The organism is Microbacterium sp. B35-30 (assembly GCF_010634855.1).
GTDB lineage: Bacteria > Actinomycetota > Actinomycetes > Actinomycetales > Microbacteriaceae > Microbacterium.
The window spans coordinates 61,427-81,501 of the sequence record NZ_MWLQ01000018.1; the positions used below are offsets into that span (position 1 = coordinate 61,427).

Annotated in this window: 16 protein-coding genes; 2 read left to right on the forward strand and 14 right to left on the reverse strand. The window is 70.1% G+C overall.

Annotated elements, in window-relative coordinates:
* Positions 1 to 28 precede the first annotated feature (28 nt).
* Genes B2K11_RS10290 through B2K11_RS10325 form a run of 8 tightly spaced genes read right to left on the reverse strand, consistent with a single transcriptional unit; the run spans position 29 to position 10,845 of the window.
* A complete protein-coding gene (locus tag B2K11_RS10290) occupies positions 29 to 2,728 on the reverse strand; it encodes a beta-L-arabinofuranosidase domain-containing protein (protein ID WP_163618191.1) in 2,700 nt (899 codons plus the stop codon).
* Positions 2,725 to 4,170, reverse strand: coding sequence for an aminopeptidase P family protein (locus B2K11_RS10295; protein WP_163618192.1), 1,446 nt, complete (start codon positions 4,168 to 4,170; stop codon positions 2,725 to 2,727). The genes B2K11_RS10290 and B2K11_RS10295 overlap by 4 nt, the downstream gene beginning before the upstream one ends.
* Positions 4,167 to 5,450: an alpha/beta fold hydrolase gene (locus B2K11_RS10300; RefSeq protein ID WP_204260080.1), complete on the reverse strand. Its 1,284-nt coding sequence runs from the start codon at positions 5,448 to 5,450 to the stop codon at positions 4,167 to 4,169. The genes B2K11_RS10295 and B2K11_RS10300 overlap by 4 nt, the downstream gene beginning before the upstream one ends.
* Entirely contained in the window at positions 5,447 to 6,307 is an 861-nt protein-coding gene (locus B2K11_RS10305; protein WP_163618194.1) for an ATP-binding cassette domain-containing protein, read from the reverse strand. The genes B2K11_RS10300 and B2K11_RS10305 overlap by 4 nt, the downstream gene beginning before the upstream one ends.
* Positions 6,304 to 7,179 (reverse strand): ABC transporter ATP-binding protein, encoded by an 876-nt coding sequence (locus tag B2K11_RS10310; protein WP_163618195.1) that lies wholly within the window; start codon positions 7,177 to 7,179, stop codon positions 6,304 to 6,306. The genes B2K11_RS10305 and B2K11_RS10310 overlap by 4 nt, the downstream gene beginning before the upstream one ends.
* On the reverse strand, positions 7,176 to 8,174 hold the full coding sequence (locus B2K11_RS10315; protein WP_163618196.1) for an ABC transporter permease: 999 nt from the start codon (positions 8,172 to 8,174) through the stop codon (positions 7,176 to 7,178). The genes B2K11_RS10310 and B2K11_RS10315 overlap by 4 nt, the downstream gene beginning before the upstream one ends.
* On the reverse strand, positions 8,171 to 9,145 hold the full coding sequence (locus tag B2K11_RS10320) for an ABC transporter permease (protein WP_163618197.1): 975 nt from the start codon (positions 9,143 to 9,145) through the stop codon (positions 8,171 to 8,173). Before B2K11_RS10320 ends, B2K11_RS10315 begins: the two co-directional genes overlap by 4 nt.
* 2 nt (positions 9,146 to 9,147) lie before the next feature.
* Positions 9,148 to 10,845: an ABC transporter substrate-binding protein gene (locus B2K11_RS10325; protein ID WP_163618198.1), complete on the reverse strand. Its 1,698-nt coding sequence runs from the start codon at positions 10,843 to 10,845 to the stop codon at positions 9,148 to 9,150.
* 199 nt (positions 10,846 to 11,044) lie between these two features.
* Here B2K11_RS10325 and B2K11_RS10330 point away from each other — a divergent pair, with 199 nt between their 5' ends.
* A complete protein-coding gene (locus B2K11_RS10330) occupies positions 11,045 to 12,142 on the forward strand; it encodes an aminotransferase class V-fold PLP-dependent enzyme (protein ID WP_163618199.1) in 1,098 nt (365 codons plus the stop codon).
* Positions 12,143 to 12,153: 11 nt separating this feature from the next.
* On the opposite strand, the gene B2K11_RS10335 is transcribed toward B2K11_RS10330, so the two are convergent.
* From B2K11_RS10335 to B2K11_RS10350, 4 genes are read right to left on the reverse strand one after another with little or no spacing between them, the layout of a single operon-like run.
* Entirely contained in the window at positions 12,154 to 14,097 is a 1,944-nt protein-coding gene (locus B2K11_RS10335) for a beta-L-arabinofuranosidase domain-containing protein (RefSeq protein WP_204260081.1), read from the reverse strand.
* Positions 14,094 to 14,990 carry a carbohydrate ABC transporter permease gene (locus B2K11_RS10340; RefSeq protein ID WP_163618200.1) on the reverse strand — a complete coding sequence of 299 codons (897 nt, stop codon included), beginning with the start codon at positions 14,988 to 14,990 and terminating at the stop codon, positions 14,094 to 14,096. The genes B2K11_RS10335 and B2K11_RS10340 overlap by 4 nt, the downstream gene beginning before the upstream one ends.
* 10 nt (positions 14,991 to 15,000) lie before the next feature.
* Positions 15,001 to 15,936: a sugar ABC transporter permease gene (locus tag B2K11_RS10345; RefSeq protein ID WP_163618201.1), complete on the reverse strand. Its 936-nt coding sequence runs from the start codon at positions 15,934 to 15,936 to the stop codon at positions 15,001 to 15,003.
* Positions 15,937 to 15,995: 59 nt separating this feature from the next.
* Complete coding sequence (locus B2K11_RS10350; protein ID WP_163618202.1) at positions 15,996 to 17,294, reverse strand: sugar ABC transporter substrate-binding protein; 1,299 nt, start codon at positions 17,292 to 17,294, stop codon at positions 15,996 to 15,998.
* Between the two features lie 162 nt (positions 17,295 to 17,456).
* On the opposite strand from B2K11_RS10350, the gene B2K11_RS10355 reads away from it, so the two are divergent.
* Entirely contained in the window at positions 17,457 to 18,482 is a 1,026-nt protein-coding gene (locus B2K11_RS10355; RefSeq protein WP_163618203.1) for a LacI family DNA-binding transcriptional regulator, read from the forward strand.
* A 12-nt stretch (positions 18,483 to 18,494) separates the two neighbouring features.
* On the opposite strand, the gene B2K11_RS10360 is transcribed toward B2K11_RS10355, so the two are convergent.
* Positions 18,495 to 19,091 carry a DUF1992 domain-containing protein gene (locus B2K11_RS10360; RefSeq protein WP_163618204.1) on the reverse strand — a complete coding sequence of 199 codons (597 nt, stop codon included), beginning with the start codon at positions 19,089 to 19,091 and terminating at the stop codon, positions 18,495 to 18,497.
* Entirely contained in the window at positions 19,088 to 19,939 is an 852-nt protein-coding gene (locus B2K11_RS10365) for an NAD(P)-dependent oxidoreductase (RefSeq protein ID WP_163618205.1), read from the reverse strand. The genes B2K11_RS10360 and B2K11_RS10365 overlap by 4 nt, the downstream gene beginning before the upstream one ends.
* Positions 19,940 to 20,075: the final 136 nt, after the last annotated feature.

A 20,075-nucleotide genomic window follows, 5' to 3' on the forward strand; every position in this document is an offset into this window, starting at 1 on the left:
CAATGGTAATGGGGCGGACGGGTTCCGTCTAGGTCCGCGGCCGCCCGGGCAGGACGAGCCTGCGACGCGGCTCCTCGTTGCCGGCGCGGTCGGTCGCTGCGTACTCGATGATCTGCTCGTCGTCGGTGAGTGCGCGCACGAACGCCTCCTGGAAGGTCGCCCAGAAGGTCCCCGGCCCCTGCCACTGGATGCGTTCGGCACCTGAGACGTCGTCGCGCGCGACGAAGGTGATCTCGACGCCGGCGCCCAAGGGCTTCACGCGTGCCTCGGTCACCGGAGGAGTCGTGTCGATGTGGAGCGTGCGTGCTGCGAATCCGGTGAGTCCCGAAGCGGTGGCCCGCGCCTCGATGCGCACCGAGCCCTCGATCCCGACCCGCAGCACGTCGGTGTACACCTGCCAGTCGTCCTCTCCGACGCGCACTTCGACGGACTCGACCTCGTGCTCCCCGCACGTCGCACGCACGCGGATCTGCGGCGGTGTCGTATGCCAGCCGGACGCGGCCGGCTCGGGTGCGAGGATCTCGACGAGGGGGACGGATGCCGCGTACTCGACGTCCGCGGTCTGCTCGAGCCACTCCTCGGCCGGCCCGACGTCGGGTGCGTCTTCCCACGCTCCCCGGAGGCTCGCCGCATCGAGCTCCAGTGCGCGACGGAGCACCGTGCGCGCCTCGCCGAGGCTCAGCAGGGAGTCGGCGTGCCCGAGCTGCACCGCACCCAGCACGCGGGCGACGAATGCGCTTCGCGTGCAGGGGAGGGGGTCGGTCCAGAGATCGTCAAGGATCGTGGCGCCGTCCTCACGTCGGCGCGCGGCGACGCCGGTGTCGACGCCCGCGAAGCCGATCGTGGCGTCCGCCGATCGCACGTACAGGTGGTACCGGTGGTCGGTCCCCGTCCACACGGGCGCGAAGGGCAGGCCGTCGACGCGCACGGCGCCTTCCGAGAGCAGCGTCGTCCGCGGATCCGCGTCGTCGCCGATGAGGGTGCCGTCGAGCAGCCGCCGACGATCGAGGGCGATCTCGAGCCACGTCGTGCTGTCGGACCGGGCCGCCAGGACGCTCGGGCCGAAGGCGACGTGACGCACCTGCGGATCGTCGGGCGTCGCGTGGGCTCGCAGGCTCATCGGCAGTTCGAGGACCAGCTCTTCGCCGGGCGTCCAGTCGCGGTGCACGTCCGCATACTGCCCTGGCCGCACGTCCAGCGCCACAGGCTCGGCGCCGATCCGGGCGGACGCCGGCGCGCCGACCCATCCGGGGACGCGCACGTGCAGAGTCAGCGGCACCGGGTCGGGGCATCCGTCGGTCCGCTCCACCCGTATGCGCACCTGCGAGCCGAGCGGAAGCTCGGATTCGAGGACGATGCGTAACCCTCGTTCGCGCCACGTGAGTTCGGCGGGCGTGTGCGGATTGATCCACAGCTCGGCGTCGGTGCCGACCCCGCGGAAGAACACGGAGTCCTGGTACTTGACGTGGTTCTCGAGGCCGGTCCCGCCGCAGCACGTTCCGACGTTGTCGAACTCGGGGAGGGCGCCCGGGTGCACCGGGAACATGTAGGTGACCTCGGGGCTCGTCTCGGAGCGGACGTCCCGCCGGGAACCGAGGATGTGGTTGAGCGCGCCGCGCTCGTAGTACTCCATGTACTTCGCGTCGAGCGTGTGCTGGAACAGCAGTCGCGAGAGCTTCAGCAGGTTGTAGGTCGCGCATGTCTCGGCGTTGCGGTGCCCGATGTCGCCGGCGACTCGGCCGGCCGGCCCCCACAGCTCGCTCTCCCCGGTGCCGCCGTGCGCGTACATGCGCCCCGGCACCACCTGGTCCCACAGCCCGGCGGCGGCGTCGAGATACGCGCGCTCGCCGGTGGCCTCGTACTCGTGAACGTAGCCGATGAGCTGTGGCAGGTGCTGATTGGCGTGCATGCCGTCGAGGATGTCGCGGCGTGACGCTCCTGCGGCGACGAGCTCGTGCTGATCGAACATCCTCGCGGTCTCGAGGAAGAGCGGCTCGTCGGCGACAGCCGCGAGCCGCGTCATCGTCTCGTTCATGCCGCCGAACTCACCGGCGATGTAGAGGGACCACATGTGTTGGCGCCGGGCGTCGTCCAGCCGCGAGAGACGGCCGTGGACCCAGCGCCCCATCGCCCTCGCCACGGCGAGCGCCTGCTCGCTGCCGACCAGCTCGTGCGCGTCGAGGAGGCCGGCCATGATCTTGTGGCAGGTGTAGTACGGTGCCCAGATCTCGCCGTAAGGGGCGCCGTCCTCGAGCCGGGAGAACTGCCACTCGCCGTAGGCGGCGAGGAACCCCGGGTGGGAGTAGCGGCCCGTCGCCGCGAGGACCGACTGCACCTCGGCGAGACCCGCGACGAACTCCTCGGTCTTGGCGTGGAGCACCGGGTCGCCTTCGCCTGCGGCGGCCATCGCGAGCATCGACAGGAAATGCCCGGCGTAGTGGCCGCGAAGCAGGTTGGCCGTCTGGGCGGCCTCGCGGCCGGGGTAGTCGTGCTCGCTCCACGCGTCTTCGGCGGGGTGCCCGAAGTCCTCCCACGAGCCCGGCGGCACGGCGCCGCGGGTGTCGAGCCCGGAATTGGCTCGGAATACGGCGAGGAGCCGGTCGATGGGATACACGTGGGCCAGGTGGAGCATCTCGTCGCGAGCGCGCTGGAACACGCTCGTCTCGCCCAGCCGGACGTCCGCGAGCGGGAAGTCCAGCGCCAGGCGAGTGGCCGTCGCGGCGCTCACGCTCCCGACCCGAGGTGCGTGCGCGTCCACTGCTCGACGCCGTCCGCGTCGATGGGGAGGGCGGACGAGAGGACCTCGGAGCCGGACTCCGTGACCAGGACGTCGTCCTCCAGGCGCACTCCGATGCCGCGCAACTCGGGAGGCAGCGTGAGGTCGTGGGCGTGGAAGTAGAGCCCGGGCTCGACGGTCATGACGACGCCTGGTTCGAGGTCGGCGCCCATGTAGTCCTCGTAGTGCGCCTGGCTGCAGTCGTGCACATCCAGGCCCAGGTGGTGGCCGATGCCGCACGCCAGGTATCGCCGGTGCTGCTGCCCCTCGGGGGAGAGCGCCTCGTCCACCGAGACCGGAAGCAGACCCCAGTCGTGCAGCCCCTGGGCGATCACCTCCATGGCGGCGAAGTGGAAGTCGAGGTAGGGCGTGCCGGGGTGGATCTGCTCGAGGCCCGCGCGATGCGCCTTCTCGACGAGGTCGTGCACCGCCCGCTGGGAAGTGGTGAAGGTGCCCCTCGCCGGAACCGTGCGGGTGACGTCGGCGGTGTAGAGCGAATGCGCCTCGACGCCCATGTCGAGCAGGAGCGCGGCGTCGGGCAGGATCGGGCCGTCGCATCGGACCCAGTGGAGGATGGGTGCGTGCGCACCCGAGCCGACGATGGTGGAATAGCCGGGGCCGTTTCCGAACGTGCGCGCGTGCCGGTCGAACGTCCCCTGCAGCCACCGCTCCCCGAGCCCGTCCGCGATGGCGCGCGGCACCTCGGCGACGACGGCCTCGAACCCGCCGACCGTCGCGTCCACGGCGGCGCGCAGCTGCGTGATCTCCCACTCGTCCTTAACCATGCGCAGCCGGGACAGGGTGCGCTCGAGCTCCGGCGAGACGTTCGCACCCGCGGCCGCGGTCAGCGGGGCGGCCGAGCGTGCGGCGTGGGCACCGCGCAGGTCTGCGTGCCGGGCCTCGAGCGACTCGAGAGGCTCGACGGTCACCTGCAGGGCGTCGCTCCACTCCGGCAGCCCGGCCGACGGGCCGACCCACAGCTCCCCGTGCGCGGCATCCGAGAAGAAGCCGTCGTCGCCGGGCCGGAACGGGCGCGGGAGGTAGAGCACGGCGTCGTGACCGCCGGCGACCGGCCACATGACGAGCACCGCATCCTCGATCTGGCAGCCGGTCAGCCACACGAAGCTGCTGTCGGCGCGGAACCCGTAGGCGGCGTCGTCGTTGCGGACGGGGGCGCTGCCCGCCGCGGCGACGAGCGTCAGGCCCGGCAGCGCGGCGCTCAGTCGCGATCGGTGGGATGCCGCGGCCGCCGCCGTGCCGGAGGGAAGCGTCGGATGCACGGCCACGTCGTCCCAGCGGGACGCGATGAACTCCGTGAAGGCGGGGATCTCTGCCAGGCGCGGGTAACGCGTGCCCGCGTAGGGCGGCCTGACGGGGGTGTGGTGATGCGTCATCGTGTCTCTCCTCCTCGGTCGCGCACGAGTTCCCGCAGCGCGGTGAACGTCCGGCCCGACCCGATTCCGTCGTGCTCGAATTCGTTGGTGACCCAGTACTGCGAGTTCCCGATGCGCGAGAGCGTGTCGAGCTGCAGCCCGGCGTCGACGAACATGTCGTCGAAGTACACCGCCGCGGCGAGCGGCACCTCGGATGCCGCGAGCCGGCCGGCGTCGTACAGCGGCGTCCACGCGGTCCGCTCGGCGAGGGCGTGCACGGCATCGCGGAAGCCGCGCAGCAGCCGCACCTCGTCGAACATCCACGGGAACGCCATCTCGCCCGTGAACAGCAGCGGCCGCCGCTCCGGGTCGAACGCCGGCCGCCCGTCGCGGGCCGTCTGCGCAGCCCAGGCCGTCGGTCCGCTGCCGGGGTCGCCGTAGATCGACTCCTGGAGCGTCCAGAACAGCGGATTGCCGGCACTGGAGGTGAGGGTCATCGTGTCCTGGAGGAACGCGGTCGACAGCCGGCCCGCTCGTGTGAACGCCTTCTCGAAGAGCCAGTGCAGGCGCTCGTGCCCCGGCTTCATGCCGAGGTCGATGCCGAGCGACTGGAACCGGTGCACTGTCAGCCGATCGCCGTCCGGGAGCAGGACGTCCTCGTGCGCGAGCACGTCCGCGATGCGGGCGACCGCCTCGGCGTCAGCGGGGAACCGCCGGTACAGCTCGGCCGTCTTCTGTGCGACGCGGTCGAACGTGCGCGCGTACACCTCGTCCGCCCGCGGGGGCGTTCCCGGGATCCCGCCGCAGATGTAGCAGGCGGCGAGGGCGTCGGGGGCGATCGAGAGGTAGGTCAGGGTGAGGAAGCCGCCGTAGCTCTGCGCGAGCGTGGCCCACCGTCGGCCTTCGTACCTCGTGTTCCGCACGTGCTCGAGGTCGCGGACGATCGAGTCGGCCCGGAACAGGGCCAGCAGGTCAGCGCCGGCCTCAGCGGCGAGCGGCTCGACGTCGGCGGCCTCGAGCGGGTGGCTGCGGCCCGTTCCGCGCTGGTCGACGAGCACGACGCGGTAGTCCGCCAGCGCTTCGTCGAGCCACCCATCGCGCCGCAGGGGGCGGGGGTTGGCGCCTCCCGGACCGCCCTGCAGATAGGTGAGGAGCGGCAGATCGTCGCCCACGCGCGCGGGATCGACGAGTTCGCGCACGAACACCTCGATCGACCGGCCCGCCGGGGCGTCCCAGTCCAGCGGGACGTCGATGTAGGCCTCCGTGACGTGGATGCCGGGCAGGTGGTACGTCGTCGTCATGAGGCCTCCGATGCCATGGCCGCACGGCGTCGCTCCGCCTCGCGCCGGCGCGCGTCCCACTCGGGATCGATGCGCGGGACCGCCGCGAGCAGCGTGCGGGTGTATTCGTCCTGGGGGTCTGCGAAGATGCGATCCCGTTCGCCCTGCTCGACGATCCGGCCACGGCTCATGACCGCCACGCGGGTCGCGATCTGGCGCACGACGGCGAGATCGTGCGCGATGAACAGGTAGCCGAACCCCTCGTCGCGCTGGAGCGAGCGGAGCAGATTGATCACCTGGGCCTGCACCGAGACGTCGAGCGCCGAGACGGCCTCGTCGCAGATCACGAGCTTCGGGCCGACCGCGAGCGCCCGGGCGATGCCGATGCGCTGCGCCTGCCCGCCCGAGAACTGCGCCGGATACCGGCCCGAGTGGTCGGGATTGAGGCCGACTCGCTCCATCAGGCTGCGCGTGAACGCGCGGGCCCCCCCGGGGATCTTGCGTTTCTGATAACGCAGCGGGGCGGTCACGAGACCTTCGACGGTGTGCCGGGGGTTCAGCGACGAGTACGGGTCCTGGAAGATGACCTGGACGTCGCTGCGGAAGGAATGCAGCGCGCGGCCCTTCAGGCTCGTGACATCCTGGCCTTCGAACTCCACCGTTCCGGCGGTGGGCTCCATCAAGCGCGCCACGAGGCGGGCCGTGGTCGACTTGCCGGAACCGGACTCGCCGACGAGTGCCAGGGTCTCGCCGCGGAACACCTCGAACGAGACGTCGTCGACGGCGCGGAAGGTCGTGGGGCGGCTCAGCATCGGTCCGTGGCTGGTGAACTCCTTCACCAGACCCGTCGCCCGGCACAGCGCTGTGGCATCCGTCATCGCTTCTCCTCCTCTGCAACGACGGGGATCGCCGTCGTGCGGAGCTCGCCGATCTCGTCGTCGATGCGGGGCACGGCGTCGAGCAGTCGCCGCGTGTACTCGTGCTGCGGGTCGCTGAAGACGTCCTCGACGGATCCCTTCTCGACGAGGTGCCCGCCGCGCATGACCACGATGCGGTCGGCGACCTCGCTCACCACCGCGAGGTCGTGGGTGATGAGGATCAGTCCCGCACCGGTGTCGCGTCGGATCTCGGCGAGCAGCGCCAGGATCTGGGCCTGCACTGTGACGTCCAGCGCCGTCGTCGGCTCGTCGGCGATGATGAGGTCGGGCTCCATGCTGAGTGCCATGGCGATCATGATGCGCTGGCGCATGCCACCCGAGAACTGGTGCGGGTAGTGGTCCGCCCGACGGGCCGCGTCGTGGATGTGGACGCGATCCATCGCCTCGACAGCGACCTTCTTCGCCGCACGGGCCGACACTCCGGAGCGGTGCGAGCGGTAGGCCTCGGCTATCTGGACCCCGACGGTGTAGTAGGGGTTCAGCGACGAAAGCGGGTCCTGGAAGATCATCGCGATCCGATCGCCCCGGATGCGGCGCATCGCGCTCTCGCGCTCCGACAGCAGGTCCTTCCCGTCGAATCGAATCGAGCCGGTCGCTGTGCCGCCCTTGGGGAGAAGCCCCATGATCGCCAGGCTCGTCATCGACTTGCCCGAGCCGGACTCGCCCACGATGCCGAGGGCGCCGCCGCGCGGCACGGCGAAGTCGATGGAGTCGACGACGCGCGTGACGCCGTTCGCGGTGCGGAACTCGACGCTGAGGTCTTCGACGCGGAGCATGTCGCCGGTCGTGTCGTTCACGTTCTCTCCGGTCATGCGCGCGCCGCCGTCCGCACGCGGGGGTCGATCGCCGTGTAGAGGAGGTCGACGACGAGGTTGCCGACGATGACGAAGAACGCCGACAGGAGCGTCACGGCCATGATCACCGGCTGATCGTTGGACGAGATGGAGTCGGCGGTGAGCTTGCCCACGCCGTTCAGGCCGAAGACGGTCTCGGTGATCACGGCCCCGCCGAGGAGTCCCGCGAGGTCCATGCCGAAGATCGTGACGATCGGCGTGAGAGCCGGGCGCAGCGCATGGCGCCGCCAGACCAGGGACGAGCTCAGTCCCTTCGCGTTCGCGGTGCGGACGAAGTTCTCCTGCAGCGTCTCGATGACATTGGCGCGCGTGAGCCGCGTGTACACCGCGGCGTAGCCGACCGCCAGCACGATCCACGGCATGAGGAAGTTCAGGAACCACTGGCCCGGGTCCTCCGAGAACGGCACCGCCTGCGGGAAGGGGAGCCAGCCCAGCGCGACCACGAGGACGAACTGGAGGACGAGGGCGAGCACGTAGTTCGGGATCGACATCGCGCCGAGGGTGAGCCCAGCGAAGAACTTGTCGGTGAACCTGCCCTCGTGCACCGCGCTCAGCACGCCGCCGACGAGTCCGCCGACGAGCCACAGGATGGCGGCGCCGATCGCGATCGTCGCCGAGATCGGCAGCCGCTGGACGATCATCTCGCTCACGAGCTGGCCGGTCTGGAACGAGTAGCCGAGGCACGGGGCCGGGCACGTCACGACGGCGCCCGCCACGACGTACTCGCGTCCCGTGAACAGGCCGGAGAGGTACTCCCAGAACTGCTGCCAGAAAGGCTGGTCGAGGCCGAGGTTCATGCGGATCTGCTCGATGCGCTCGGGCGTGCAGTTCTTGCCGCAGATCTGCACCGCCGGGTCCGGAGAGAGCACGAAGAAGATCACGTAGGTGAACAGCGTCACCAGGAACAGCACCGCGATCATGCCCAGGATGCGGGAGCCGACGACGCGGATCATGCGCGCACCTCCGCGCTGCCGATGAGGGCCCGGATGCGGTCGCCCAGGGTGGTGAACGACAGCACGAGCAGGAAGAGGAACATGCCGGGGATGAGGAAGTACATGGGATCCACCGCGTACCACGGGGCGGCCGCGGCGATCATCTGGCCCCAGCTGGGGGTCGGCGGCACGACGCCGACACCGAGGAATGACAGGCCGGCCTCGGTGCCGATGTAGCCGGGCACCGCGAGCGTAGCCATCACGACGATCGTCGACAGCAGGTTCGGGAGGATCTCGCGGAAGATGATGTGGGCTCCGGACGCGCCGGAGGCCCGCGCCGACTCGACGAACTCGCGCTCCTTCAGGGAGAGCGTCTGCGAGCGCACGATGCGGGCGAGGTACGGCCACCCGAACAGGGAGATCACGAGCACGAGCAGGACGATGCGGTTGTCGGACGGCAGCGCCGAGAGGATGGCGATCATGAAGATGAGGGCGGGGAACGCCATGAGGAACTCCATGACGCGGGAGATGGCGGTGTCGATCCAGCCGCCGAAGTAGCCGGCGAGCAGTCCGAAGACCACCCCGAGAATGGTGGTGAGGAACGTGGCCGACAGCGCGACCGTCATCGACACGCGTGCGCCGTATGCGATGCGCGCGAAGATGTCGCGGCCGCTGCCGGGCTCCACGCCGAACCAGTGCTCGGCGCTGATGCCGCCGAACGGTCCGAGGGGGATGGCGCCCATGTTCGGGTCGATCGCGGTCTGGTCGAACTCGTAGGGTCCCCAGCCGCTCACCAGGACGATGAGCGGCGCGAAGATCGCCATGAGCAGGATCAGGACGATGTAGCCGAGCGAGAGCATCGCCGGCACATCGGTGAGGAATCCGCGCAGAAGCTTCCGGCCAGAGGCCGGGCGGGACTCCAGTGACTCTTCGAGTACTGGGTCGCCGCCCGGCGTGGCCTCGACCTCGATGACGGTCGAGGGGATGGTCATGCTCAGCCCTTCGAGGGGTCCTTCAGACCGACGATGGTGAGATCGGTCATGTTGGTGCTCGGGTAGTAGCCGGCGATGTTCGTTCCCGGCAGGAAGATCCCGTTCTCGAACACCAACGGTGCGATCGGAGCGAGCTCCATGATCTGCTCGTCGAGGTCGCCCCACGCGGCGTTGGCCGCCTCGACGTCGGTCATGGCACGCACCTCCGCGATCCGCTCGTTGACGGCGGGGTCGTCGAGCTGGGCGAGGTTCTGGTTGCCCTTCTCGGTGATCATCGCGCCGTCGAACAGCGGCGGGATGAACGTACTCGCGCTCGACGCCCAGTCAGGGCACCATCCCGTGATGGCGGCGTCGTTCTGCTTGGCGGGGGTGGCGATCGTCTCGTAGTAGATCGCGGTGTCGATCACGTTCAGGTTGACCGTGATCCCCACCTTCTCGAGCGACTCCTGCACCGCTTCTGCCTGGGCCTGCATGGCGGGCTGCGAACGGATGTCGAGCGTGAACTCGAAGCCGTCGGCAAGGCCGGCCTCGGCCAGGAGCGCCTGGGCCTCTTCGGCGTTGCCGCCGTCCTCGTTCGCCGGGTAGAGGTCGAAGTCACGGTGGCCGTTCACCGCCGGCGGGATGATCGTGGTCGCGACGTCGGCCAGCTGGTTGCCGCCCGAGGCGTTCTGCACCGTGGTGCGGTCGAGCGCCCAGTTGACCGCCTGACGAACACGGACGTCGTCGAACGGCTCCTTGGTCGTGTTCATCGACATGTACGTCGTGCAGAACGCCGGTGCCTTGATGGCACGCTCCTGCAGCTCCGGAGTCTGGATGCGCGGGAGTGCGGCGCCGCTGATCTTGCCGGCGATCGCGTTGACATCGTCGCCCTGGCCGGCGATCATGCGCTCCTCGATCGTCGCCGCATCGATCCCCATGTCGAACTGCCACGCGTCCGGGTAGGCCTTGCGGACCTCGTCCGTCTCGGCGTTCCAGTGCTCGTTGCGCACCAGCTTGATGGTGCTGCCGGGCGTGTAGCTGTCGACCGTGTACGGTCCGGACGCGATGACGTCGTTGATGAACTCGTCGCCGCCGCCGCTGCCGACGGGGAAGGGCACCGCGTTCGACTGCGCCAGCACGTTGTCGAACTCGGGGAAGGGCGCCTTGAGGTGGAAGACGATCGTCTTCTCGTCGGGCGTCTCGATGGTGGGGATCTCGCCCGACACGTACGGGCCCTGGTAGTCGGCCGGAGCGTCGATGACGTTCTTCAGGTAGGGCGAGCCGATGCCGATCTGCGGGTCCCACGCTCGCGAGATGCCGAACTTGACCTCGGCCGACGTGATCGGGTCGCCGTCGTCGAATGCCAGGTCGTCCTTGAGCGTGTAGGTCCACTTCAGTCCGTCGGCGGACGCCGTGCCGAGGGACTCGGCGAGGTCGGGGACGATCGCATTCGGGTCGTCGGCGTCACCGGCCGCCTGCATGGTGAGGCCGCGATACAGCAGGCGGTAGAACGCGTTCACCCCGCCGTCCCAGCCGCGGGCAGGGTCGAGATACGAGAAGTCGGCGTTCTGCAGCATGTGCACGGTTCCGCCCTTCTGCGGGCCGTCGGTCGCGCCCTCGGTCGGCGCGGAGGATGTCGTTCCTCCCGAGCATCCGGCCAGCAGCAGGGCTGTGCTCAGGCCGGCGACGAGTAGTCCGGCGGCTCTCTTCTTGGCGGTCATCTGTCGACCATTCCTTCCTCTTGCTCCGTTGCGTCGAGTGACTCAACAATGAAACAACATGAAGGTGCAATGTACAACTGCACCTTCTACTCAGATCGTTTTATCTCGCCGGACACTCGTCCTGCGATGGCTGTGACCGAATCGTCATCCTGGAGTTCGGATGTTTACACCCGTGAAACACGCGGCAGGCGTTGCCCCGATGGATCACTACCTCGCGGCGTTCGCCGCAGTCCCCGGCCACCTGGACTTCGCACGGTTCGGTCCGCCCTCACGTCTCGTGTGCGAGGCCGCCGCGGACGTCTGGGGAGCCGCTGCGGCCGGCGACGTGGACGAGGCGGGCGAAGACGACCGCGCACGTGAACAGGTCGAACGGCTGCTTGGCATGCCGGGGGCCGACGTCGCGCTGGTTCCGAGCACGTCCCTCGGCCTCTTCCATGTCGCCTTCGCGCTGCGCGGCGCCGAGGTGCTCGTGTCGCGGGGCGAGTTCCCCGCGAACCTGTACCCATGGTGGCGGGCCGAGGAGCTCGGGATCCTGCGCGTGTGCGACATGCCCGCCGACCATCTCGAAGCCCCGGTCACCCCCGAGAGGGTCGCCCAGGCGCTGGGGACGGCGACGACGGCGGTGGCCGTGAGCGCGGTGGACTTCCGCACGGGGTGGCGCGCCGACCTCGCCGGCATCCGGGAGGTCATCGGCGACCGCCTGCTGATCGTGGATGCGATCCAGGCGGCGGGCGCCGTAGATCTTCCGTTCGCGCACGCCGACGTCGTGATCGCGGGCGGCCAGAAGTGGCTGCGTGCGGGCTGGGGCACCGGATTCGTCGCAGCGTCGCCTCGCGCCCTGGCCGCGATGGTGCCGCGGCTGAGCGGATGGACGGGCGTCGAGCGTTCGGGCGGATACGACGGGCTGCGGCATCTGTCTCTCCCCGGTGCGAAGCACCTGGGCCTCACGAACGGATCGCCCGCCTCCGCTCGCATGCTCGCGCGCGCTCTGGAGCTGATCGACACGGTCGGGGTCCGCGCGGTCGAGGAGCGGATCTCGGCCCGTGTCGACGCGCTGATCGCGGCGCTCGATGCGGCGGGAGTCGTGATCGTCTCGCCTCGCCGACCCGCCGACCGCGCCGGGATCGTCGTGGCGCGGTGGGCCGACGGGGCCGCCGCCGCGCGCCGCGCCCGGCTCGCCGAGCACGGCGTCGCGGTCACGGCGCACGGCCCGGACCGGCTCCGGTTCTCGGTCCACGCCACGACCGCGCTCGACGTGCTGCCGCGCGTGGCCGAGCTCGTGAGCATGCCCGTGTGACGAGCGGCACGTCAGCCGGCGGGGATCCACACGCGCATCGTGGAGGGTCCCCGCTCGGCCCAATCGTGGTACGCCACGAGCGGGACCTCCACGGATGCGTGCGCGGGCGGTCCGCCACCGGGTTCGCCGTACGGCCAGCCGCCGTCGTCCGCTCCGCGCGCGACCACCTTCACCCACACGCGTCCGTCGCGCTCGACCGGCTCGGCGCTGGCAGCCAACGCGACCTGCGCGACGTCGTCGACGTCGCCGGGGCCGAGGTCCACCGACTCGAGCGCGAACACCTCGGGACCGCGCTCGATCACGAGGCACCCGCGCACGGCGTCGATGCGCTCGTCGGGGGCCGTCACGCGCGGCGCCATGGGCAGGTCGAGCTCCACGACGTCCCCCTCGCGGAACGCCCGGCGCACCTCGGCGGCCCCAGGAGGGAGATCGCGCTCCTCGGTGGCACCGCCGTCGGTCGGCAGGAGCCGCAGGCGCGCCCCCGCGGCCCACGCCGGAACGCGGAGGGTGAGCGTCCACGGGGCGTCGGGTGCGGCATCCGCTCGCGAGATCACACGGATCCGTCCCGACACCGGGTAGTCCGTCTCGACGTCGAGCGCGACGACGCGGCCGTCGGCGAGCGTCGTGCGCACCGTCGACGGCGCGTACTGATGCAGCTGGACGCCGTCGTCGTCCGCGGTCGCGACGTAGGCGTCGAGGCTCGCGAGGGTGCGCGCCACGTTCGGCGGGCAGCACGACACCTCGAACCACGGCGCACGCAGCGACGACGACGCGCGGGGAGAGGTGGCGTCGGGCTCGGCCGGGATGCCGGGCACGCGCTGGTGCAGCGTGTTCGCGTAGAAGAACGAACGGCCGTCGGGCGCGGGCGACGTCGCCACGACGTTGAACAGGGTCCGCTCGATGAGATCGGCGTGGCGCGCATCGCCGTCCGCCAGCAGCAGGCGCCACGAGAACATGATCGAGCCGACGCCCGCGCACGTCTCCGAGTAGGCGCGGTCGGCCGGCAGCTCCCAGTCCTCTCCGAACGCCTCGTCCTGATGGTGCGAACCCTGGCCGCCTGTGATGTAGGTCCGCCGGGCGACCGTACGGTCCCACTGCCCGCGGAGCGCTCCGAGCAGCTCATCGTCGCCGGTGTCGACGGCGACGTCCGCGGCGCCCGCCGCCAGGTAGTTCGCGCGAACCGCGTGACCGCGCAGGGCCGTCGCGTCGCGCACCGGCACGTCGTCCTGGAAGTACTTGCGGCCCCATTCGATGTCATGAAGCGTGCCGCGTCCGTGGCGCTCGACGAACAGGCGCGCCTGCTCGAGGTAGCGCGGCTCGCGGGTCGCCCGGGAGAGTTCGGCGAGCCCGACCTCGACCTCGGCGTGGCCGCAGATCCCGTCGCGTCCGCCGGGCCCGAATTCCGCGCACACCAGGTCGGCGGCACGCACCGCGATGCGGAGCAACCCGTCGTCCGCACCCGGGCGGGTGCGTTCCCGGGCCACCGCCGCCTGGAAGAGGTGGCCGAGGCAGTACAGCTCGTGTCCCCACTCCAGATCGGACCACCGCGCGCCCTGCCCCGCGCGCCCGAACTGCGTGTTGAGGTATCCGTCCGCCTCCTGGGCCGCCGCGACACGACCGACGACGGCGCGCAGCCGCGCTTCGAGGTCGGCGTCGTCGGTGCGGCCGATCTCCCAGGCGAGCGCCTCGAGGTACTTGTACCCCTCGGAATCCGAGAACTCGCGTCCGCGGCGCCCTTCCGGCAGCGTGCCGGCCGCGGCGCGGTCGAAGTTGGCCAGCCAGCCCTCGGATTCCAGGCGGCTCTCGATGTGCGCGAGCGTGTTGCGGCCGTTGACCGTCTGCCGGTCGCCCCAGAAGCCGCCGGTGATGCGGACCTCCTGCTGGCCGAGGGGGCGGAGGCGGCCGCGCGTCGGGGCGACGGGCGCCTGGGGTGCGGTGGTGGTCTGCATGGTCATCCCTTGAAAGCTCCCGACATGAATCCTCGGACGTAGTGGCGCTGGAGCACGAGGAACAGAACGATGCAGGGGAGGGCCAGCACGACCACCCCCGCCTCCGTCGCCCCGTAGTCGATGACGCCCTGCACCTGCACGCGGAGGTTCGAGACCGCCAGCGGCAGCGTCATCCGGTTCGTGTCGGTGATGAGGATCAGCGGCGCCATGAAGTCGTTCCAGGCCGCCAGGAAGGCGAACATGCCGACGGTGATCAGCCCGGGTTTGACCGCCGGCAGCAGCACGAGCCGGAGCGCTCCGAAGGTCGTCGCGCCGTCCACCAGGGCCGCCTCGTCGAGCTCGCGTGGGACAGACTCGAACGAGATCCGCATCATGAACATCGAGAACGGCAGCTGGAACATCGTGAGCACGATCGCGACGCCGACCAGGGAGTTGCTGAGCCCTACGGCGTTGAGGATCACGTAGAGCGGGATCAGCAGTGTCGTGTACGGCACCATCAGAATTGCGAGCACGGTGAGGAACAGCAGGTTCTTCCCCGGGAAGGAGAACCGCGCGAAGGCGTACCCGCCGAGGGTGGAGACGACCAGGGTCAGCAGCACCGTCAGCAGCGCGACGAACGTCGAGTTGCCGAGGTACACCCAGATGCCCGCCTGGTAGTTGGCGAGTGCCGTGTAGTTGCCGAATCCCCAGCCTTCCGGCTGGCTGGTGCCGGCTCGCGGGGCCACCGACGACACGGCGGTCCAGATGAGCGGGTAGAGGAACATGATCGCGAGTGCCGTGGTCAGCACGGCGTACGGGATGCCGAACACGATGCGCGCCGCGGGGGAGCGGCGCGCGCGGCCGCGCGCGGGCTGCACCTGGATGAGATGGGTGGAGGAGGGAAGGGTCTGTGCAGACATGGCGGGATCCTCAGTCCTCGTCCGTGCGGCGGAACGCCCGCAGCTGGAACACGTTGATGACGATGAGCGCCAGCAGCACGATCACTGACAGCGCCGCGGCGATGCCGAGGTCGTTCTGGCCCTGGAAGGCGACGTTGTAGATCAGCTGCACGATCGTCATGGTGCTGTTGTCCGGTCCGCCCTTGGTGAGGATGTAGAACTGCTCGAATGCCAGGAGTGAGCCGGTGACGCATAGCACGATGGTGAGTGCGAACGTCGGCCGCAGCAGCGGAAGCGTGATGTCGCGGAACGTCTGCCACGCCGAGGCGCCGTCGATGCGCGCGGCCTCGTAGACGTCGTCGGGGATGGACTGCAGGCCCACCAGCATGAGCAGCATGTAGAAGCCGGCGTACCGCCACACGATGAGGAACACCGTCGACCACAGCGCGCCCTCGGGGGTGCCGAGGAACGTGAAGCCCCACGACTGCATGAGGTCGGCGAACGGACCGGCGTACGGCGAGTAGAGCACGTAGAAGAGGAGGGATGCCGAGGCGAGACCGAGTGCGCTCGGCACGAGGAAGGACGTTCGCAGCAGCGACTTCCACCGGGTCGACTCCTGCACCAGCATCGCGAGCCCGAGGCCCAGGCCGATGAGGAGGATCGTCGTGATCGCCGTGTACTTCAGGGTGAACCAGATGGCGTCCCAGAACAGGCGGTGGTCGACGGCGTCGACGTAGTTCTCGGGGAGGTTCCAGCCCTGGTTGCCCGAGAGCAGCGGCCAGTCGGATGCCGACATCTGCAGCACGAGCAGCAGTGGCAGCAGGAAGACGAACACCACGAACAGGGTGGTCGGCGATGCGTAGAGCCACCCGCGCAGCGCCTCGCGCCGGGCGCGCGAAGAGCGGTGGGGCGAGGGGGCGGGCGTGGTCGGCGGACTCGTCGGCGGACTCAGCGTCTCGGCGGACATTGGCGTTCGTTCTCCGGGGATGGGGGCGGTGGCCCGGTCGCCCGGGCCACCGCCGCGGCTCACTGCGCGAGGATCTCGGTGATGGCGTCGTTGTCGGTGTCGACCGTGTCGGTGCCTTCGAGCACGGCGTTGCGCACGAGCGTCAGCCACGGGCTGCCGGGTGCGTTGAACGCCTGCTGGAAGTTCAGCGCCACAGGGGTGTCACCCTGGGAGGCCACTTCGTTGATGGTCACGAGCCGCGGATCCTTCGCGGCGTACTCGTTGTCGGCGAAGTCCGCGCGTGAGACGACGTCGTTGTTCTTCGCGAGGACGTCCACCTGGGCCTCCTCAGACATCAGCCAGGTGAGGAAGTTCCAGGCCTGCGCGGCCTTCTTGGAGTCCTTCGAGATGCCGATGCCGTCGCCGCCGACGAAGGTCGAGGCGCCGCCGTCGACGCCGGGGATGCCTGCGACGCCGGTGTCGAACGGGGTCGAGGACAGCAGCGTCGCGGGGTAGAACATCAGGCCGACGTTGCCCTCGGTGAAGCCGGCGGTCCAGGTCGGGCCCGCCTCATCCTGCGAGCTGGGCAGCACGGCGCCCGACTCCCACAGATCGCGCCACGTGTCGTAGACCTCCTTGGCGGCGTCGTTCGCGAGCAGCGACTCGTGGCCGTCATCGCTCAGCACTTCTTCACCGGACGCCCAGATGCTCGGGAACCACGTGAAGACGAGGCATCCGCCGCAGTTCAGGCCGGTCGCCGTGCCGTACACGCCGTCCTTGCCGAGCGCCTGGATCTTCTTGGCCGCGTCGGCGTACTCCGCCATGGTGGCGGGTGCCTTCTCCGGGTCGAGTCCGGCCTCTTCGAAGAGCTCCTTGTTCCAGAACAGCATCGACAGGTCGAGCACGAAGGGCAGGACGTGCTCCTTGCCGTCGGCATCCGTCCCGGCCGAGAGGTGGCCCTGGTTGATCTGGTCCTTGTAGTCGAGGCCGTCGACCTGGGCGCTGAGGTCCTGGAACAGGCCTTGCTCGACCCAGTTGGGCACGTAGACGATGTCGGCGGCGAACAGGTCGGGCAGTCCGCCCGAGCCGGCAGCGGCGCCGACCTTGGCGACGTAGTCGTCGTTGGGCACGACGGTGAGCTCGACCTGGTTCTCGTGCGAGGCGTTGTAGGCGTCGACCAGCAGGTTCGCCTGCTTCTCGAGGGGTGCGCGGGTCCAGAGCGTGAGGGTCGTTCCGTCGTCCGTCCCCTCGGCCGGGATGTCCTCCGCAGGCGTCGCCGCGCCACCGCCGGCGCAGCCGGCGAGGGCCACGAGGGCGCCTGAGAGGAGGAGTGCGGTCGCCGCGCGCCAGCCGGCGGCGCGACGTCGGGTGTTGGTCATTGCAGTCTCCTTGGCTCGTCTTCGAGCGTGCGCGTGCAGGATCGCCGCGCCGCTGCCGTGATGGATCTCGAAAACATCGAAATCGCTTTCGGCACGGTATCGTGAGAGATCACAAGCGGTCAAGACGTTGCTTCGATAACGTTTCCGCAACGAGGAGGGGTGATGGCCGCCAACGAGTCCGGGGGACGCAGTGCGACGCTGAGTGATGTCGCGAAGCGGGCGGGAGTGTCGATCGCGACAGCGTCGAAGGCCCTCAACGGCCGGGAGGACGTCGCGCCGGCGACCCGGCGGCGGGTGATGGATGCCGCCGAAGACCTGTCGTTCACCCCCAACGCCATGGCGCGTGGCCTCCTCGCGGGACGCACCGGCACCGTGGGCCTGCTCACGAGTGACCTCGAGGGCCGCTTCATGATCCCGATCCTGATGGGTGCCGAGGACGCCTTCGGCGCCGGGCAGATCAACGTGTTCCTCTGCGACGCACGCGGCGACGCGATCCGCGAGCAGCACCACCTCAAGGCACTGCTGAGCCGGCGTGTCGACGGCATCATCGTCGTCGGCCGGCAGACCGACCCACGCCCGTCGCTCGGTCAGGAGATCCCCGTCCCGGTCGTGTACGCCTATGCGCCCTCCGACGACCCGCGCGACCTCTCGCTCACGCCCGACAACTACGCCGGCGGACGGCTGGCCGTCGAGCACCTCATCGCCTGTGGCCGCACCCGCATCGCCCACATCACCGGCGACCCCGCCTACGCCGCCGCCCAGGATCGCATCGCGGGAGCGCGGGCGGCGCTCGACGCGGCCGGCCTCGAGCTCGTGGGCGACCCGATGTTCTCGGAATGGACCGAGCACTGGGGTCGGGATGCCGCCGCGATGCTGCTGCAGCGGCATCCTGACGTCGACGCGATCTTCTGCGGATCCGACCAGCTCGCCCGCGGCGCCCTGGACACCGCGCGCGATCTCGGGCGCCGCGTGCCGGAGGATCTCGCCGTCATCGGGTACGACAACTGGGAGGTGCTCTCGACCAACTCGCGGCCCGAGCTGACGAGCATCGACGCCAATCTCCAGCAGCTGGGGCGTCAGGCGGCCCAGCGGGTGTTCGACGCGATCGACGGCGTCGACATCGGTGAGGGCACCCACCACCTGCCGGTGCGCCTCATCATCCGCGGTTCGACGATCCCGCGGCGCTGACGCGGCAGCCCGCTAGGTCACGTCGCGCCCGCGGCGACGCCACCAGGGGTGACGGCGGCGGGCTGCGGCATCCGTCTCCGCCTGCGCCTGCGCTGCGATGCGCGCGGCGCGACGTTCGCGCCATGCCGCGACCTCCGCGTCGACGTCACGCGTCGGGGTCACGACGGGCGGGCCGCCGAGCAGCTGCCGACGTGCCTCCACGATGCGGCGGTTGAAGTCCTCGAGCGCGTCCCGCACGTCGGCCTCGCCGGCGAGGGCATCGAGGCGCTCGTCGAGCTCGGCGCTCTCGACCCGGAGCCGGAGCGCCGGCGGGCCCAGGCCCGTGAGCTGCTCGCTCTCGATCTTGCGGCGGATCCACCAGTCCGGATCGTGGCTCTCGCCGAGGCCGGGGATGGGCTTGCCCGCGCCGGGCAGATCATCGAACTCGCCCCGGCGGATCGCCTGCTGGATCGCGTTCTCGACGACCGCCGCCCGCTCGGCTGCCGAGAAGCCCCGTGCCGGCGGCGCGGCCGCGTGTGCGGCATCCACTTCGTCCGATGACAAGCCCTGCTCGCGCTGCCACTTCTCGAAGCGGTAGCGTTCGGCGGCTTCGCGCGGCCCCTCGGTCATGACCCCGTGACGTGATCCCGCCACGAATGCTGCGGGGCGTACCCGAGCACGCGCCGGGCCTTGTCGATGGAGAGCAGGGTGTCGTGCTCGCCGAGCTCGCGGGTCTCGACGCCGGGGAAGACCTCGGCGACGAGTTCGGCGTTGGGGCGCGACATCACGGTGTCGGCAGCGGCGATGATGTAGGTCTCGAACCCGGGCGGGGCGACCTCGAGCGCGCGCTGCACGGCCTGCGCGCCGTCGCGGGCGTCGATGTAGCCCCACAGGTTCCACTTGCGCGTCATCGCGTCGGCGTCGTACGACGGGAACGCGGCGTAGTCCTCGGGAACCATCACGTTCGAGAACCGCAGGCCGGTGATCGACAGCTCGGGGTGCCACCGCACCAGCTCGACCGCCATCCGCTCCTCGAGCGTCTTCACGAGCGAGTACACCGACTCCGGGCGCGGCGGGTACTCCTCGTCGACCGGGATGTACGGCGGCGCCACGTCGAACGGCAGACCCAGCACGGTCTCGCTCGAGGCGTAGACGAGGCGACGGATGCCGAGTCTCACGGCCGCCCAGAACACATTGAACGTCGCGGTCATGTTGTTGTGGAAGGTCGCGACATCGGAACGGATGCCGGGGGCGGGGATGGCCCCGAGGTGCACGACCCCGTCGAACCCGTCGTGGCGATCGTTCACCGCGGTGAGGGCGTCGATGACCTGGCCGTAGTCGGTGAGGTCGACCTGGACGAAGTCGGGGCCGCGGGCTCCCACCACGTCGAGGCCGATGACGTCGTGGCCGGCCGCACGCAGTTCGCGGGCGACGACGGTGCCGAGCTTTCCGGACGAGCCGGTGAGGGCGATGCGCATGATTCCAGCCTGCCACTGCGCCGGGGGCAGGGACGTGTTCCCCTGCGAAAAGTCGGGTCGGTGACCACGACGCGCCGGTGATGGATACCGCGGCACGGCGTGTCGTGTGACGGGCCCGACTTTTCGCAAGGCGGCG